We start from the raw sequence: 14,023 nt of genomic DNA, 5'->3' as shown, positions 1-14,023 counted from the left end.
TCTCCTGGCTCGCGATTAGTGAGGCTTGAACCGCACCCGTTCCGGTGGCTGCTTGAACTTGCCAAGCCGCGTCCAGAAGGGCATGCCGAGGAAAAAAGCGAAGTAGACCAGCGCGCAGATCTGCGCGATCAGCGTCGCGGCGGGCGATGGCGGCCGCGTGCCGAGGAAGCCGAGCGTAAGGAACGCGATCACGAAGATCCCGAAGAAAACCTTGTGGAAGAACGGCCGGTAGCGAATCGACCTGACCGGCGAGCGGTCCAGCCACGGCAGGAAGAAGAGCGAAATCACCGCGCTGCCCATCACTACGACGCCCCAGAACTTCGATTCGGTGAACACCATCGCAACGATCACCAGCACCGCGAGAACCGGCAACCCGATCTTCCACTTGCCGCGTGCGCGCACCAGCGCGAGCAACCCGAGTAGCGCGATGACGATCATCAGCACGATCTTGAATGGATCGGTGGTGGCGCGCAGCATCGCATAAAAAGCGGTGAAGTACCAGACTGGCGCAATTTCCGGCGGCGTCTGCAGCGGATTCGCGGGAACGAAGTTGTTCGCTTCAAGGAAGTACCCGCCCATTTCCGGCCCGAAGAAGATGATCGCCGCGAAGATCAGCAGGAAGATCGCCACACCCATGAAGTCGTGCACCGAGTAGTACGGGTGGAACGGAATACCGTCGAGCGGCACGCCATCCGGCCCCTTCTTCGCCTTGATCTCGATGCCATCCGGGTTGTTCGAGCCGACTTCGTGCAGCGCGACGAGGTGCGCGATCACGAGGCCGACCAGCACCAGCGGAATCGCGATCACGTGGAACGCGAAGAAGCGGTTGAGCGTGACGTCGGAGACGACGTAGTCGCCGCGAATCCACAGCGACAGATCAGGACCGATGAACGGAATCGCCGAGAACAGATTCACGATCACCTGCGCGCCCCAGAACGACATCTGGCCCCACGGCAGCAGGTAGCCGAAGAACGCCTCGGCCATCAGACACAGGAAGATCAGGCAGCCGAAAATCCACACCAGCTCGCGCGGCTTGCGGTAGGAGCCATACAAAAGCCCGCGAAACATGTGCAGATACACGACGACGAAGAACATCGACGCACCCGTCGAGTGCATGTAGCGGATCAGCCAGCCCCACGGCACCTCGCGCATGATGTACTCGACCGACGCGAACGCAAGCGTCGCATCGGGCTTGTAGTTCATCGTCAGCCAGATGCCGGTGACGATCTGGTTGACCAGCACCAGCAATGCAAGCGAACCGAAGAAGTACCAGAAGTTGAAGTTCTTCGGCGCGTAGTACTCGGAAACGTGCTTCTTCCACGTGGCAGTCATCGGGAAGCGCTGGTCGATCCAACCAGCCAGCCCGGTCGTCTCTACTTCGTGTTCGCTCGCCATTACGCTTCTCCTTTTTCGTCCTTCCCGATCACAAGGGCCGTCGCCGACGTGAACATGAAGCGTGGGATGTCGAGGTTCTGCGGGGCGGGTTTGTTCTTGAAGACGCGGCCGGCCATGTCGTAGGTCGAGCCGTGGCACGGGCACAGAAAGCCGCCGGGCCAGTCGTCGGGCAGATTGGCCTGCGGGCCTTCCTGGAAGCGCGGCGTCGGCGTGCAGCCCAGATGCGTGCAAACGGCGACGGCAACCAGCAGATGCTTGTTCTCGGCGCGTGAACGGAATTCGTTGTTGCAGTAGTCCGGCAGCGGCATCGAGAAGGGATTCTCCGTGTGGGGGTCCGCTACCTGGCTATCGGCTTTTTGAACATCGGCGAGCATGCGGTCGGTGCGGTTGATGATCCACACCGGCTTGCCACGCCAGGCGACCGTCATCATGTCGCCGGGCTTCAGACCACTGATATCGACTTCGACCGGGGCCCCTGCGGCCTTGGCCTTTTCGGATGGTGCAAACGAACTAACAAAGGGTACGACAACGGCAACACCTCCTATGCCGCCTGCTACGGTCGTCGCTACCAGCCAGTTACGGCGGCTGCCATCGACGCGTTCCTCTTCTTTGTCTCGCATCACACGCCCCACTTCTGAGTTGGATTTTTCCTTCACGTCGCTTCTACCGCCGCTAGTTTGCTCGAATGGAGTCGCCATTTACAAGGGCCGATTGCCAAAAACCGTGCGAAGCCCTTGATAACTCAGGGTTTGTCCGTACCGATCGCAAACTTTTTTCCACCTCCTTTTAAGCGCCTTCTACGGTATTCGCGCCTTTTTCTTCGTTAATGCAATTCGCAATTCAAACGGGATTCGGAATGTCAATAAACAGGTGTTCGATATCGAACGATTCGGACAGATGCTTGCCCACCGCCTGCACGCCGAAGCGTTCGGTCGCGTGGTGGCCGGCCGCGAGAAACGCGACGCCGCTTTCCGCCGCCGTATGCATCACCGACTCCGATACTTCGCCAGTCACGTAGGCGTCGACGCCCGCGTTGATCGCCGCGTCGAACATCCCTTGCGCGGCGCCCGTGCACCAGCCGACGCGGCGCAGCTGCATATCGGGATCGCCGAACACGAGCGGCGTGCGGCCCAGCGTCTGCTCGATTTCCGCGCTCAGATGCGACAGCGAAATCGGCATCGGCAACGTGGCGAGCCAGCCGAGATCGTTGTCGCCGAAACGTGCGTCGCTGATCCAGCCCATCTTCTCGCCGATCTGCGCGTTGTTGCCGAACTCGGGGTGATCGTCGAGCGGCAGGTGATAGGCGAACAGGTTCAGGTCGTTGGCGAGCAGCAGCTTCAGTCGAGCATGCTTGCGGCCGGTGATCTGCGGCGCCTCGTTGCGCCAGAAGTAGCCGTGATGGACCAGCACGGCGTCCGCGCCCCAGTCGAGCGCGGCCTCGAGGAAGGCCACCGACGCGGTCACGCCGGTCGCGAGTTTGTTGATCCGGCGGCGGCCTTCGACCTGCAGTCCGTTCGGGCAATAGTCCTTGAAGCGCGCGGTTTCAAGGAGATTGTTCAAGTACAATTCAAGTTCAATCCGATCCATATAGACCTCTTGTCTTCAGATGCTTAGACGCTTTTGGCTGTTATTTGCCCAAGCGGTGACGGTGCTGTTGGCGCTGATGTTCATCATTGCGACCCTCAAACCGCAGTGGCTGCAGCGTCAAGCACAATTCGGCAGACAACTCGCCGAACCGATCGTGGCGCTGCGGGAAGTGGCGCCGGGCATCAGCAAAGGGCATGCCGAAACGTCCTATGCCGAAGCGGCGCAAAAGGCGATGCCCGCGGTCGTCAACGTGTTCTCCAGCAAGGATGGCTCGCTGCCGCCCGACCCGCGCGCCAAAGATCCACTGTTCCGCTACTTCTTCGGCGACAGGAACAATCGCAAGCAGCAGGAGCAGCCTGCCTCGAATCTCGGCTCAGGCGTGATAGTGAGTTCGGAAGGTTACATTCTAACGAACCAGCACGTCGTCGACGGCGCCGATCAGATCGAAGTCGCGCTCGCCGACGGCCGCACCGCCAGCGCGAAGGTCATCGGCATCGACCCGGAGACTGATCTGGCCGTGCTCAAGGTCAACATGAGCAATCTGCCCACCATCACGCTCGGCCGGATGGACCAGATCCGCGTCGGCGACGTCGTGCTGGCGATCGGTAATCCGTTCGGCGTCGGGCAGACCGTGACGATGGGCATCGTCAGCGCGCTGGGCCGCAACCACCTCGGCATCAATACGTTCGAAAACTTCATCCAGACCGACGCGCCGATCAACCCCGGCAACTCGGGCGGTGCGCTCGTCGACGTGAACGGCAATCTGCTCGGTATCAACACCGCGATCTACTCGCGCTCGGGCGGCTCGCTCGGCATCGGCTTCGCGATTCCAGTGTCGACCGCGCGCAGCGTGCTCGAGAGCATCATCACGACCGGTACGGTCACGCGCGGCTGGATCGGTGTCGAACCGCAGGACGTGACGCCGGAGATCGCGGAGTCGTTCGGGCTCGATCAGAAGTCGGGCGCGATCGTCGCCGGGGTGCTGAAAAGCGGCCCGGCCGACCGCGCGGGCATCAAGCCCGGCGACATTCTGACGAGCGTGAACGGCCAGGTGATCACCGATACCACGCGCCTGTTGAACGTGATCGCGCAGATCAAGCCAGGCACGGCGGCAAAAGTCCATCTGGTGCGCAAAGGCCATCAGATCGATCTCGACGTGATGATCGGCAAACGCCCGCCGCCGCCGAAACAGCCGGAAGACGAAAACGGCGGCGATCAGCCGGATGACGAGGGCGGTTGAGGTCAAGGCCGCGACTCAACGCAACGAAAAAGGGCAGTCCGATGGACTGCCCTTTTCATTTGACGCCCGGCACCGGCTCGCGGCACCTCAACTAGACGGCGGCGGACTCGCATCCTCGACAACCACCGGCTGCTTGCCGACGATCAACCGCGCCGCGACGATGCCGGCTTCGTACAGCAGAATCAGCGGAACCGCGAGAATCAGCTGCGAAAACACGTCGGGCGGCGTTACGACGGCCGACACCACGAACGCGCCGACGATCACATACGGCCGGATCTCCTTCAGCTTCTTCAGCGTTACCACGTTCATCCGCACCAGCAGCACGACGACGATCGGCACCTCGAACGTGACACCGAACGCGATGAACATCGTCAGCACGAAGCTCAGGTAATTGTCGATATCGGTTGTCATTTCCGCGCCGAGCGGCGCGTTGTAGTGCGCCATCACGCGGAAGATGGTCGGAAACACGACGAAGTACGCGAACGCCATGCCGCACAGGAACAGCGTGTAGCTGCTCGCCACCAGCGGCGCGACCAGCTTCTTCTCGTGCTGATAGAGCCCCGGCGCGACGAACGCCCAGATCTGGTACAGCACGACCGGCAGCGCGATCACGAAAGCGACCAGCATCGTCACCTTCATCGGCACGAAGAACGAGCCGGTGACGTCGGTGACGATCATCTTGCCGTCCTTCGGCAGATTCATCATCAGCGGACGCGCGAGCAATCTGAAGATATCCGGTGCCCAGTACACGAGCCCGATAAACACGACGATGACGGCGAGCCCCGCACGGATGATGCGGTCACGCAGTTCGACGAGGTGGGAAATGAAGGTCTCTTCGGCGCCTTCGTTCTGGGATTGCTGGGGGTCGCTCACACCGGCCCTCGGTTAGAGATTGTCGATCTGAACATCAGAAAAACCGCGTCGGACGACGCAGGTTGGCAGGTGTGTGCCGCGCAACGCGCGCGGCGCCCGACTGCACGCGCGTGCGGCGCAGGCTCGCTCGCTTGTACCAGGTGGGGGTGGCGCTCTGCTGGACGCGCCAGGTCTTGCGTTTGGGCGCGGCGGCCGGCGTACTGACGGGCCACGAGTTGGCACCGGCGCTGCCGCTGACGCCGCTGCCGGCGTCTTCGAGCGCGCCGCCGGCGATGCTCGGCGACACCGACGTACCACTCTTCCACGCCTCGTTCAGTTCATTCTCATGCTTGCGCAGATTATCCTGAACTGTCGTTTCGACGTTGCTCGCGGCCTTCTCGAACTCGGTCTTCATGCGCCGCAATTCGTCGAGCTCGATTTCGCGCGTGACTTCGGCCTTCACGTCGTTGATGTACCGCTGTGCGCGGCCGAACAGCGCGCCAGCCGTGCGGGCGACACGCGGCAGGCGCTCAGGCCCGAGGACGACCAGCGCGACGACGCCAATCAGCGCCATCTTGGTTAGACCGAGGTCCAGCATGAAGTGGAATGTCCGTCAGAAACGCGGGAACGGCGCAAACGCCGCGGCTTAGCGGTAATCGCCCGATTGCTGCGTCTTTTCTTTCGCTTCGACGTCCACCGCGCCGTTGCGCGGCAGTTCGCGCTGCTGTTGCGCGTCGGCCGACGGCGATTCGGCTTCCTTCATGCCTTCCTTGAAGCCCTTCACAGCGCCGCCCAGATCGCTGCCGATGTTACGCAGCTTCTTCGTGCCGAACACGAGTGCGACGATCAACAGAACGATCAACCAATGCCAAATACTCAACGAACCCATGACTACTCTCCTTAACCCCGACGCCGCATCTCGATGCGGCAAATTTGCCTAACCTGAAGCGCGTGCGCTTCGTCTGCCTCTATCTCTACGTTACCGCAGGTCGCGCCACCGCGCTCGCAAGGTGCGCCGCAGTGTGAATCGCCGTCATTGTGGTCAGGCGATCACGTCGACGGTATTACACAGCGGTAAAAATAACGGCGGCGCTATTGTCCTCGACCAAAACTCGCAGCGGTGTGCTCTCGCTACGCGGGGCGTGCAACCCATGCGCCCCCGCTCAGCCCATGCGATGCCACGGGCGCGGTCCCGCGAGAATGTGCGCGTGCAGGTGATACACCTCCTGACCACCGCCCGGACCGGTATTGATTACCGTGCGAAAGCCCGTTTCGCCGCCGCTATACGCGACCCCCAATTGCTCGGCCAGTCGAGCGGCCAAGACAAGCATTCTACCAAGCAGAGGCGCGTCGCTTTCCGTGCAGTTCGACAGCGTTGCAATGTGCTTGCGAGGGATCACCAGCACATGCGTTTCGGCCGCCGGACGGATGTCGCGGAATGCGACGAACTCGTCGTCTTCGTGGACTCTGGTCGAGGGGATTTCGCCAGCGGCAATCTTGCAGAAAAGACAGTTCGGATCGTGACTCATCGTATTCCTGGTATGACTTAGGCGAGCGAAGCCGCACGCGACGAGGTTCGACCCGACTGCCGGTCCGCGCGTTCGGACCGGCTAGCGTTCAGACCCAGCCGGCCGGATTCGCGAATGGCTTGTTATCGTACAGATACAGCCAGCCTTTGATAATACGGTACAACATCCATATGCTGACCGCCCACAGCACCGGAATGCCGATCACGACGACCAATAGCAACGCGCCGATCGCATAGCCGACGAGGCCCATCCAGAACGTGCGAATCTGCCATTCGAAGTGCGCTTCGTACGGCGTGCCGGCCACGTCTGGCCGTTTCACGTAGTTGATGATGATCGCGATCAGGATGGTGAGCCCGCCCGGTCAGCCAATGGACCGCATACAGCGCGTACAGCACGTGCGTGAGCGTGCGCAGGCTGCGCTCCCGCTCAGGCTCCATCGCGTGGCGGTAGACCGGCGGCGGATAGCTTCCTTGCGGCTGTTCCATGCTTGCGTCCTCACGAAGGTGCGGTTACCGCTATATAGGTGCCAGCGCGCGCGAGTTCAAGCGGAAACGCCAGATTTCCGCTCCGGCTGCTCAGTCGCCGTTTTCCTCACGCTCGCGGCTCTTGCGCAGCGCCTTTTCCTCGATGCCCGACAGGCCTTCGCGACGCTCGAGTTCGGCGATCACGTCGGCGGGGCTCAGATTGAAATGCGACAACATCACGAGGCAGTGGAACCACAGGTCCGCGACCTCGCCGACCAGCGCCTTCGGCGCGCCGCCGTGGCGCGTGTCCTTTGCGGCCAGCACAACTTCGGTGGCTTCTTCGCCGATCTTCTTCAGAATCGCGTCGTCGCCCTTGTGGAACAGGCGCGAGACGTACGAGGTGTCTGGATCGCCGCCCTTGCGGCCATCGATCACCGCCGCGAGGCGCAGCAGCGTGTCGAGCGTGGAAGCCTCGGCGGGCGACGGGTTTTGCATGGATTGCGTCATTTGTAGATGTGTTCGGGGTCTTTCAGCACGGGATCGACGGCCTGCCAGTCGCCGTCGTCCACCGAGCCTTCGAATTTCTGGAAAAAGCACGAGTGGCGGCCGGTGTGGCATGCGATGCCCGACACCTGCTCGACTTTCAGCAGTACGACGTCTTCGTCGCAATCGAGCCGCACTTCGTGCACATGCTGCACGTGGCCCGACTCCTCGCCCTTGAACCACAGGCGCTGGCGCGAACGCGAGAAATACACAGCGCGGCCGGTCTCAACGGTCTTCGCGAGGGCCTCGCGGTTCATCCACGCGAACATCAGCACGTCGTTGGTCGACGCTTCTTGCGCGATCACCGGCACGAGGCCGTGCGCGTCCCACTTGACCTTATCGAGCCAGTTCACTGCCGAAGGATTCGTCACGTCACAACCTCACCGAAATGCCCTGGTCGGCCATGAAGCGCTTGGCCTCGCCGACCGTGTGTTCGCCGTAGTGGAAAATGCTCGCGGCCAGCACCGCATCCGCGTGACCGCTTTTGATGCCGTCGGCGAGATGCTGCAGATTGCCGACGCCGCCCGAGGCGATCACCGATACCGGCACCGCGTCCGACACCGCGCGCGTCAGCGCAAGGTCGAAGCCGCTCTTGGTGCCGTCGCGATCCATGCTGGTCAGCAGGATTTCGCCGGCGCCGAGTTCGGCCATCTTCCGCGCCCATTCGACCGCGTCGAGACCAGTGGCCTTGCGCCCGCCGTGCGTGAACACTTCCCAGCGCGGCGTTTCGCCGTCGGCGGACACGCGCTTCGCGTCGATCGCGACGACGATGCACTGCGAGCCGTATTTGTCGGTCGCGTCCTTCACGAGCTGCGGATTCGCGACCGCCGACGAGTTCATGCTGATCTTGTCCGCGCCCGCGTTCAGAAGGCGCCGCACGTCTTCGACCGCGCGCACGCCGCCGCCGACCGTCAGCGGAATGAACACCTGCGAGGCGACCGCCTCGATGATCGGCAGGATCAGGTCGCGCTGATCCGAGGTCGCGGTGATGTCGAGGAACGTCAGTTCGTCGGCGCCCTGGTCGTCGTAACGGCGCGCGATTTCGACCGGGTCGCCGGCGTCGCGCAGTTCGACGAAGTTGACGCCCTTGACCACGCGGCCCGCGGTGACGTCGAGACAGGGGATGATGCGTTTAGCTAGAGCCATGATCGTGCAATTCTGCCAATACCGCTGATGAGGCCGCTCGCTTGCGGGCGAGCGGCACGGTGCCGGCGCGAGCGGTTGCGTCGCGCCGCGAGTGGAGTGCTGGCCGCGGGCCGGCGAGGTCCCGGTTGCGTGATCGAGTGAAGCGCGCTACCCGGCAAACCGTCGGTCGAGCGAGTGCCGCAAGCCGAAGGTGAGTGCCACGCCGCACACTTCCCGGCAAACGCGGCCGACGCCGCGCTTAAGCGTCGTCCGCTTCGCGCAGCTTGTCCGCGAGCGTCTGCGCGGCCGCGAAGTCGAGGTCGCCCGAATAGATCGCGCGGCCGCAGATCACGCCTTCGATGCCCTCGCCTTCGACTTCGCACAGCGATTCGATGTCCGCGAGGTTCGACAGACCACCGCTGGCGATCACCGGAATCTTGACCGCGCGCGCAAGGCGCACCGTCGCTTCGATGTTGATGCCTTGCAGCATGCCGTCGCGGCCGATGTCGGTGTAGATGATCGACTCGCAGCCGTAGTCCTCGAACTTCCGCGCGAGGTCGGCCACTTCGTGACCGGTCAGCTTGCTCCAGCCGTCAGTCGCGACCTTGCCGTCTTTCGCGTCGAGACCGACGATGATGTGGCCGCCGAACGCGGTGCACGCGTCCTGCAGGAAGCCGGGGTTCTTCACCGCCGCGGTGCCGATGATTACGTACGACAAACCGTCGTCCAGATAGCGCTCGATCGTGTTCAGGTCGCGGATGCCACCACCGAGCTGAACCGGAATTTCACCGCCCACTTCATCGATGATCGCCCGGATTGCATCGCCGTTCTTCGGCTTGCCGGCGAACGCGCCATTCAGATCGACGAGATGCAGACGACGCGCGCCGCGGTCGACCCAATGTCGGGCCATTGCCGCCGGTTCCTCGGAGAAAATCGTCGCCTGGTCCATATCGCCCTGTTTGAGGCGTACACACTGACCATCTTTCAGGTCGATGGCGGGAATCAGCAGCATAGCAATCGGGTGTTATCTGGGAGTGGATTGAAGGTCGGCGGCAGCGGCTGGCGGATCAGCCCGCCGCAATACCGTCTCGCTAGTTTAGTACAACTCTTTCGGCGCTCCAGTGGGGCGCCGGTCGGATGCGGGACCGCGGCACCGCGCGACGCACGCGCGGCAACGGGATAAAGAAAGGCGTTCACGGGTTCCAGTGCACGAAGTTGCGATACACGCGCAAACCCGCTTCGGCGCTCTTTTCGGGGTGAAACTGGGTGGCGAAAATGTTATCCCGCGCGACAGCCGAGGTAAAGGGCACGCCGTAGACCGTCTCGCCCGACGTGTGCGCCGGATTGTCCGGCACCACGTAGTAGCTGTGCACAAAGTAGAAGAACGCGTTGTCGGCGACACCGTCCCACAGCGGATGCGGGTGCGCCTGACGCACGCGGTTCCAGCCCATCTGCGGGACCTTGAAGCGCGAGCCGTCGTCCTGCAGGCGGCCTTCGAGCTCGAAGCGCACCACCTTGCCGGGCAACAGACCCAGCCCCGGCGTGTCGCCCTCGGCGCTCCAGTCGAACAGCATCTGCTCGCCGACGCACACGCCCATCAGCGGCTTGCTGCGCGACGCCTCGACGACCGCTTCCTGCAGACCGGACGCGCCGAGACTGCGCATGCAGTCGGGCATCGCGCCCTGGCCGGGCAGCACCACGCGGTCGGCCGCACGGATCGCTTCCGGACGATCGACGATCGCCACGTCCGCTTCCGGCGCCGCTTGGCGCAGTGCCTGGGCAACCGAGCGCAGGTTGCCCATTCCGTAATCCACAATCGCTATCGAAGTTTTCATTTCAAGTTTGGCCGCTCTGCCCTCGATCCATCGATGCCGCCGCGCGGCGTCGAACGACGTGCCGGCAAATGCGATCCTGCCCGATGAGTCGCGTGAAGGTGAGTGGCCTGGAGACGTTGGGGGCGGTGAAACCCTGTGTTATAGCCTGCTACGGCCGTTGCGTCAGAGACTGCCCTTGGTCGACGGAATCTGTCCGGCCGCGCGCTCGTCGAGCTCGACGGCCATGCGCAGCGCGCGCCCGAACGCCTTGAACACCGTTTCGAGCTGGTGGTGAGCGTTGATGCCGCGCAGATTGTCGACATGCAGCGTCACGCCGGCATGGTTCACGAAGCCGCGGAAGAATTCGATCGACAGGTCGACGTCGAACGTGCCGATGCGCGCGCGCGTGAACGGCACGTGGAATTCGAGGCCCGGACGGCCGGAAAAATCGATCACGACGCGCGACAGCGCTTCGTCGAGCGGAACGTAGGAATGACCGTAGCGGCGGATGCCCTTGCGATCGCCGATCGCCTTCGCGACGGCCTGGCCGAGCGTGATACCGGTGTCTTCGACCGTGTGGTGGTCGTCGATATGCAGGTCGCCATGCGCTTCGATCTCGAGGTCGAACAGCCCGTGGCGGGCGATCTGGTCGAGCATGTGGTCCAGGAACGGCACACCGGTGGCCAGCTTCTGCTGGCCGGTGCCGTCCAGGTTGATCTTCACACGGATCTGCGTTTCGCTGGTGTTGCGAACGACTTCCGCAAGGCGCATGGCAATTCCTCGAATCTGGCTTAAAAGCGCTAGTAATGTGGGGTGGACGAATGGCGGGCCGCTCAATGCAGCCGTTCAATGCAGCGGCTCAGTGCCGCCGCTCAATGGAGCGGATTACCGCAACACGAGTTTCAGGCCGGCGAGCAACTGGGCGTTCTCGTTCGGCGAACCGACGGTCAAACGCACACAGTTGTCCAGCAATGGGTGCATTTTACTCACGTTTTTGATCAGAATACGTGCCGTTAGCAGGGTTTCGAACAATACCGACGCATCGGGCACCCGCACGAGCAGGAAGTTGCCCGCGCTGTCGAACACTTCGGCGCCCGGCAGCGCGGCCACCGCCTGCGCGAGCTTCTCGCGTTCGTCGCGCAACTGCGCGGCCTGCGCGTCGAGCACACCGATGTGGTCGAGCAGGAAACCGGCGGTGGCCTGCGTCAGCACGTTGGTGTTGTACGGCGGGCGCACCTTGTCGAATTCGGTCAGCCACGCGGGCTTGCCGACCAGGTAACCGAGCCGGATTCCGGCGAGGCCCAGCTTCGACACCGTGCGCATCACGACGACGTTGTCGAACTGGTCGGCGCGCGGCAGCCAGCTCTTCTGCGCGAACGGCTGATACGCCTCGTCGATCACGACGAGACTCTTGCCCGCCGCGGCGATGATGCGCTCAATTCCGGCGTCATCGAACAGCGTGCCGGTCGGGTTGTTCGGATACGCGAGATAGATAAGCGCCGGTGCGTGCTCGGCGATCGCCGCGAGCATCGCGTCGGTATCGAGCGTGAAGTCGGCTTTCAGCGGCACGCCGACGAATTCGAGATGCGCCAGCTTCGCCGACATCTGATACATGACGAAGCCCGGCACCGGTGCGAGCACCTTCGCGCCCGGCTTCGAGCACGCGACCGACATGATGCTGATGATTTCATCGGAGCCATTGCCGAGCAGCACGTCGCAACCCGCCGGCACGCCCATCACTTGACGGATGCGCCCGATCAACTGCTCGGGACGCGGCGCCGGATAACGGTTCAACGCGACGCCCGCCAGACGCTCGCCGAGATGCGCGGCAAGTTCCGACGGCAGCGTAAACGGGTTCTCCATCGCGTCGAGCTTGATGAAGCCGGTTGCGTCCGGAACCGGATAGCTCGTCATTGCGAGCACGTCGCTGCGGATGATGTCTTGAGGTGTCGTCATAGCTTCGGGGCCGGGCCGTGCGAAGACCGCCGGCTCGGCGTCGGTGCAGGGCGTTCGGGTTAGTCTCTGTGGTCGTTATTGAACGGGGCGGGTGGGCTCGATGCATCGCTCGCGCGGCAGTCTCCGCCCTCGCCGCTTCCGCCTCAGCCGCGTTCGTTGTTGTTCAGCCGCATCCGGAATTCGGCGCTGCGTGCGTGCGCTTGCAGACCTTCGCCATATGCGAGTTCGGCGGCGATCTCGCCGAGCGTCTGCGCGCCTTCCGCGCTGACTTCGATCAGGCTCGAACGCTTGAAGAAATCATAAACGCCGAGCGGCGACGAGAACCGTGCGGTACGCGACGTCGGCAGCACATGGTTCGGGCCCGCGCAGTAGTCGCCGAGGCTCTCGCTCGTGTAGCGGCCAAGGAAGATCGCACCCGCGTGGCGGATTTGCTGCGCCCACTGATGCGGCTCCAGCGCCGAAATTTCGAGGTGCTCCGGCGCGATGTCGTTGGCGATCGCGCAGGCCTCGGCCATGTCGCGCACCTTGATCAGCGCGCCGCGGTTTTCGAGCGACGTGCGGATCACCTCGTGGCGCGGCATCGTGGGCAGCAGTTCGTCGATCGCTTCCTGCACACGCGCGATGAACGCGTCGTCCGGGCACAGCAGGATCGACTGCGCGAGTTCGTCGTGCTCGGCCTGCGAGAACAGGTCCATCGCGACCCAGCGCGGATCGGTCGTGCCGTCGCACAGCACGAGGATTTCCGACGGCCCCGCGATCATGTCGATGCCGACCGTGCCGAACACACGACGCTTCGCCGACGCGACATACGCGTTGCCGGGGCCGCAGATCTTGTCGACCGCGGGAACGGTCTGCGTGCCGTACGCGAGCGCGCCCACCGCCTGCGCGCCGCCGATCGTGAACACGCGATCGACACCGCCGAGCAATGCCGCCGCGAGCACGAGCGGATTCTTCACACCGTCCGGCGTCGGCACGACCATCACGATTTCGCGCACGCCGGCCACTCGCGCCGGAATCGCGTTCATCAGCACCGACGACGGATACGCGGCCTTGCCACCAGGCACATAGATGCCCGCGCGATCGAGCGGCGTGACCTTCTGGCCGAGCACGGTGCCGTCAGCTTCGGTGTACTGCCAGCTATGGCTGCCGCACTCGATCTTCTGCTTCTCGTGATAGCCGCGCACGCGCGCCGCCGCCGCTTCCAGCGACGCACGCTGCTTCGGCTCGAGACTTTCGAGCGCCGCTTCGAGCTCCGCCATCGGCAGTTCGAGCTCGGCCACGCTTTTCGCATCGATGCGGTCGAAGCGGTTCGTGTACTCGAGCACTGCCTCGTCGCCTCGCGCCTTCACGTCGTTCAGAATCTGCGCGACCGCGCGCTCGATGGCTTCGTCTTCGCTCGCCTCGAACGCGAGCACCGCATGCAGCGACTTGTGAAAGTCGGGAGCGGTGGAATCGAGCTTGCGAATCTTGATAGACATACAGGTATCCGTTTCGGTAAGGCGCTGAGTCGCAGCGTGA

Annotated in this window: 16 protein-coding genes and 1 pseudogene; 1 reads left to right on the top strand and 16 read right to left on the bottom strand. The window is 63.3% G+C overall.

Translation table 11 applies throughout. The features are described 5' to 3' along the window. Window positions 1–15: 15 nt before the first annotated feature. The 3 genes from QFZ94_RS32185 to QFZ94_RS32175 all read right to left on the bottom strand — a co-directional run bounded on the left by QFZ94_RS32185 (window position 16) and on the right by QFZ94_RS32175 (window position 2,982). The gene (locus QFZ94_RS32185; protein WP_368584341.1) at window positions 16–1,395 is read right to left on the bottom strand and encodes a cytochrome b; all 1,380 of its coding nucleotides are present in this window, start codon (window positions 1,393–1,395) and stop codon (window positions 16–18) included. Next, complete coding sequence (petA, locus tag QFZ94_RS32180) at window positions 1,395–2,015, bottom strand: ubiquinol-cytochrome c reductase iron-sulfur subunit (protein WP_368584399.1); 621 nt, start codon at window positions 2,013–2,015, stop codon at window positions 1,395–1,397. Before petA ends, QFZ94_RS32185 begins: the two co-directional genes overlap by 1 nt. Window positions 2,016–2,235: 220 nt before the next feature. Next, the gene (locus QFZ94_RS32175; RefSeq protein ID WP_429461768.1) at window positions 2,236–2,982 is read right to left on the bottom strand and encodes a Nif3-like dinuclear metal center hexameric protein; all 747 of its coding nucleotides are present in this window, start codon (window positions 2,980–2,982) and stop codon (window positions 2,236–2,238) included. A gap of 19 nt (window positions 2,983–3,001) precedes the next feature. Between QFZ94_RS32175 and QFZ94_RS32170 the strand changes: the two genes are divergently transcribed. Continuing rightward, window positions 3,002–4,222 (top strand): Do family serine endopeptidase, encoded by a 1,221-nt coding sequence (locus QFZ94_RS32170; protein WP_368584343.1) that lies wholly within the window; start codon window positions 3,002–3,004, stop codon window positions 4,220–4,222. Between the two features lie 87 nt (window positions 4,223–4,309). On the opposite strand, the gene tatC is transcribed toward QFZ94_RS32170, so the two are convergent. The 13 genes and pseudogenes from tatC to hisD all read right to left on the bottom strand — a co-directional run bounded on the left by tatC (window position 4,310) and on the right by hisD (window position 13,983). After that, a complete protein-coding gene (gene tatC, locus QFZ94_RS32165) occupies window positions 4,310–5,095 on the bottom strand; it encodes a twin-arginine translocase subunit TatC (RefSeq protein ID WP_368584344.1) in 786 nt (261 codons plus the stop codon). 34 nt (window positions 5,096–5,129) lie between these two features. Beyond that, window positions 5,130–5,672, bottom strand: coding sequence for a Sec-independent protein translocase protein TatB (gene tatB / locus QFZ94_RS32160; protein ID WP_429461765.1), 543 nt, complete (start codon window positions 5,670–5,672; stop codon window positions 5,130–5,132). A 48-nt stretch (window positions 5,673–5,720) separates the two neighbouring features. After that, window positions 5,721–5,963 (bottom strand): Sec-independent protein translocase subunit TatA, encoded by a 243-nt coding sequence (tatA, locus tag QFZ94_RS32155; RefSeq protein WP_013090688.1) that lies wholly within the window; start codon window positions 5,961–5,963, stop codon window positions 5,721–5,723. Between the two features lie 274 nt (window positions 5,964–6,237). Continuing rightward, window positions 6,238–6,603, bottom strand: a complete 366-nt coding sequence (locus tag QFZ94_RS32150; protein ID WP_013090689.1) for a histidine triad nucleotide-binding protein — start codon at window positions 6,601–6,603, stop codon at window positions 6,238–6,240. Between the two features lie 88 nt (window positions 6,604–6,691). Continuing rightward, window positions 6,692–7,088, bottom strand: a pseudogene (locus QFZ94_RS32145) (DUF4870 family protein). Window positions 7,089–7,178: 90 nt separating this feature from the next. Beyond that, window positions 7,179–7,574, bottom strand: a complete 396-nt coding sequence (locus tag QFZ94_RS32140; RefSeq protein WP_368584346.1) for a phosphoribosyl-ATP diphosphatase — start codon at window positions 7,572–7,574, stop codon at window positions 7,179–7,181. Then, window positions 7,571–7,981 (bottom strand): phosphoribosyl-AMP cyclohydrolase, encoded by a 411-nt coding sequence (gene hisI, locus QFZ94_RS32135; protein WP_429461762.1) that lies wholly within the window; start codon window positions 7,979–7,981, stop codon window positions 7,571–7,573. Before hisI ends, QFZ94_RS32140 begins: the two co-directional genes overlap by 4 nt. Before the next feature lies 1 nt (window position 7,982). After that, window positions 7,983–8,756, bottom strand: coding sequence for an imidazole glycerol phosphate synthase subunit HisF (gene hisF, locus QFZ94_RS32130; RefSeq protein ID WP_062128440.1), 774 nt, complete (start codon window positions 8,754–8,756; stop codon window positions 7,983–7,985). Window positions 8,757–8,994: 238 nt separating this feature from the next. After that, window positions 8,995–9,747: a 1-(5-phosphoribosyl)-5-[(5-phosphoribosylamino)methylideneamino]imidazole-4-carboxamide isomerase gene (hisA, locus tag QFZ94_RS32125; protein ID WP_169500003.1), complete on the bottom strand. Its 753-nt coding sequence runs from the start codon at window positions 9,745–9,747 to the stop codon at window positions 8,995–8,997. Between the two features lie 181 nt (window positions 9,748–9,928). Beyond that, window positions 9,929–10,570: an imidazole glycerol phosphate synthase subunit HisH gene (hisH, locus tag QFZ94_RS32120; protein ID WP_368584347.1), complete on the bottom strand. Its 642-nt coding sequence runs from the start codon at window positions 10,568–10,570 to the stop codon at window positions 9,929–9,931. Between the two features lie 162 nt (window positions 10,571–10,732). Then, a complete protein-coding gene (hisB, locus tag QFZ94_RS32115; RefSeq protein WP_176110143.1) occupies window positions 10,733–11,320 on the bottom strand; it encodes an imidazoleglycerol-phosphate dehydratase HisB in 588 nt (195 codons plus the stop codon). A 114-nt stretch (window positions 11,321–11,434) separates the two neighbouring features. Next, window positions 11,435–12,505, bottom strand: a complete 1,071-nt coding sequence (gene hisC, locus QFZ94_RS32110) for a histidinol-phosphate transaminase (protein WP_429461759.1) — start codon at window positions 12,503–12,505, stop codon at window positions 11,435–11,437. 143 nt (window positions 12,506–12,648) lie between these two features. Then, window positions 12,649–13,983: a histidinol dehydrogenase gene (gene hisD, locus QFZ94_RS32105; RefSeq protein ID WP_368584349.1), complete on the bottom strand. Its 1,335-nt coding sequence runs from the start codon at window positions 13,981–13,983 to the stop codon at window positions 12,649–12,651. Window positions 13,984–14,023: the final 40 nt, after the last annotated feature.

This window comes from Paraburkholderia sp. JPY465, assembly GCF_050436725.1.
Lineage (GTDB): Bacteria > Pseudomonadota > Gammaproteobacteria > Burkholderiales > Burkholderiaceae > Paraburkholderia > Paraburkholderia youngii.
Note: the sequence above shows the minus strand (reverse complement) of the source record. Positions and strands in the feature narration are given on the sequence as shown.

What these genes read in the sequence shown, in the direction of transcription:
- QFZ94_RS32185 (WP_368584341.1), bottom strand. Translation starts at nt 1,395, where the DNA reads ATGGCGAGCGAACACGAAGTAGAGACGACCGGGCTGGCTGGTTGGATC.
- petA (WP_368584399.1), bottom strand. Translation starts at nt 2,015, where the DNA reads ATGCGAGACAAAGAAGAGGAACGCGTCGATGGCAGCCGCCGTAACTGG.
- QFZ94_RS32175 (WP_429461768.1), bottom strand. Translation starts at nt 2,982, where the DNA reads ATGGATCGGATTGAACTTGAATTGTACTTGAACAATCTCCTTGAAACC.
- QFZ94_RS32170 (WP_368584343.1), top strand. Translation starts at nt 3,002, where the DNA reads ATGCTTAGACGCTTTTGGCTGTTATTTGCCCAAGCGGTGACGGTGCTG.
- tatB (WP_429461765.1), bottom strand. Translation starts at nt 5,672, where the DNA reads ATGCTGGACCTCGGTCTAACCAAGATGGCGCTGATTGGCGTCGTCGCG.
- tatA (WP_013090688.1), bottom strand. Translation starts at nt 5,963, where the DNA reads ATGGGTTCGTTGAGTATTTGGCATTGGTTGATCGTTCTGTTGATCGTC.
- QFZ94_RS32150 (WP_013090689.1), bottom strand. Translation starts at nt 6,603, where the DNA reads ATGAGTCACGATCCGAACTGTCTTTTCTGCAAGATTGCCGCTGGCGAA.
- QFZ94_RS32140 (WP_368584346.1), bottom strand. Translation starts at nt 7,574, where the DNA reads ATGACGCAATCCATGCAAAACCCGTCGCCCGCCGAGGCTTCCACGCTC.
- hisF (WP_062128440.1), bottom strand. Translation starts at nt 8,756, where the DNA reads ATGGCTCTAGCTAAACGCATCATCCCCTGTCTCGACGTCACCGCGGGC.
- hisA (WP_169500003.1), bottom strand. Translation starts at nt 9,747, where the DNA reads ATGCTGCTGATTCCCGCCATCGACCTGAAAGATGGTCAGTGTGTACGC.
- hisH (WP_368584347.1), bottom strand. Translation starts at nt 10,570, where the DNA reads ATGAAAACTTCGATAGCGATTGTGGATTACGGAATGGGCAACCTGCGC.
- hisB (WP_176110143.1), bottom strand. Translation starts at nt 11,320, where the DNA reads ATGCGCCTTGCGGAAGTCGTTCGCAACACCAGCGAAACGCAGATCCGT.
- hisC (WP_429461759.1), bottom strand. Translation starts at nt 12,505, where the DNA reads ATGACGACACCTCAAGACATCATCCGCAGCGACGTGCTCGCAATGACG.
- hisD (WP_368584349.1), bottom strand. Translation starts at nt 13,983, where the DNA reads ATGTCTATCAAGATTCGCAAGCTCGATTCCACCGCTCCCGACTTTCAC.